Source organism: Pseudomonas sp. NPDC098747 (genome assembly GCF_044760045.1).
Taxonomy (GTDB): domain Bacteria; phylum Pseudomonadota; class Gammaproteobacteria; order Pseudomonadales; family Pseudomonadaceae; genus Aquipseudomonas.
Genome location: NZ_JBIWAL010000100.1, coordinates 1 through 1640, shown reverse-complemented (window position 1 = coordinate 1640; position 1640 = coordinate 1). Strand labels below are relative to the sequence as shown.

Below are 1640 nucleotides of genomic sequence, written 5' to 3'. Positions count from 1 at the left end.
TCGATCAGCTCCGGCAACTGACGGAAGAAGAAGGTCAGCAGCAGGGTACGGATGTGCGAACCGTCGACGTCAGCATCGGTCATGATGATGATGTTGTGATAACGCAGCTTGTCGATGTTGTATTCGTCGCGACCGATGCCACAGCCTAACGCGGTGATCAAGGTGCCCACTTCCTGGGAAGAGATCATCTTGTCGAAACGCGCCTTCTCGACGTTGAGGATCTTACCCTTCAACGGCAGGATGGCCTGGGTCCTGCGGTTACGTCCCTGCTTGGCAGAGCCGCCCGCGGAGTCACCTTCCACGAGGTACAGTTCGGACAGCGCCGGGTCTTTTTCCTGGCGGTCAGCCAGTTTGCCCGGCAGGCCGGCGATGTCCAGCGCGCCTTTGCGGCGGGTCATCTCACGGGCCTTGCGCGCGGCTTCACGGGCACGCGCGGCGTCGATCATCTTGCCGACAACCAGCTTGGCTTCGTTCGGGTTTTCCAGCAGGAAGTCGGAGAAGTATTTGCCCATTTCCTGTTCGACCGCGGTCTTCACTTCGGAAGAGACCAGCTTGTCTTTGGTCTGGGAGCTGAACTTCGGATCCGGTACTTTCACCGAAATGATCGCGGTCAGGCCTTCACGCGCATCGTCACCCGTGGTGGCGACTTTGTGCTTCTTCGCCAGGCCTTCAGCTTCGATGTAGGTGTTCAAGTTACGCGTCAGTGCGGAACGGAAGCCCACCAGGTGAGTGCCGCCGTCGCGCTGCGGAATGTTGTTGGTGAAACACAACAGGTTCTCGTTGAAGCTATCGTTCCACTGCAGGGCGATTTCCACGCCGATGCCGTCTTCACGCTGGATGTTGAAGTGGAACACCTGGTTGACCGGGGTCTTGTTGGTGTTCAGATATTCAACGAACGCACGCAAGCCGCCTTCGTATTTGAACAGCTCTTCTTTACCGCTGCGCTCGTCTTTAAGGACGATACCGACACCGGAGTTGAGGAAGGACAGCTCACGAATGCGCTTGGCCAGGATGTCCCAGCTGAAGTGGATGTTCTTGAAAGTCTGATCGGAAGGGCGGAAGTGAATCTGCGTACCGGTGGTTTCGCTCTCGCCAACGATTTTCATCGGCTCTTGCGGAACACCATGCACATAAGTCTGTTCCCAGATCTTGCCGCTGCGGCGTACGGTCAGGATCAGCTCTTCGGACAGTGCGTTCACTACGGAAACACCTACACCGTGCAGACCGCCGGATACCTTGTAGGAATTATCGTCGAACTTACCGCCAGCGTGGAGGACGGTCATGATGACCTCGGCAGCGGAAACGCCTTCCTCTTTATGCACGTCTACCGGGATGCCACGGCCGTTGTCGCGAACGGTGATGGACTCATCCGGGTGGATAATGATGCTGATATCGTCGCAATGGCCGGCGAGGGCTTCGTCGATCGAGTTGTCGACCACCTCGAACACCATGTGGTGCAGGCCGCTGCCATCGTCAGTGTCGCCAATGTACATACCGGGACGTTTGCGTACGGCATCCAGGCCTTTCAGCACTTTAATGCTCGTTGAGTCGTAAGTATTTTCTTCGCTCAATTCCTTCACTCCCGATGGTCGTGGGTCTGGGTGTTACGGCCCTCTTCCACGTGGAACAAAGCGACTTGC

1 protein-coding gene is annotated in these 1640 nt (G+C 57.0%); it reads right to left on the bottom strand.

Going from position 1 to position 1640, the window contains the following annotated elements; all coding sequences use genetic code 11:
• Positions 1 to 1571: DNA gyrase subunit B (locus ACIQVE_RS28595; protein ID WP_402815167.1), on the bottom strand; the 1571-nt coding region annotated here is incomplete at its 3' end.
• Positions 1572 to 1640 lie beyond the last annotated feature (69 nt).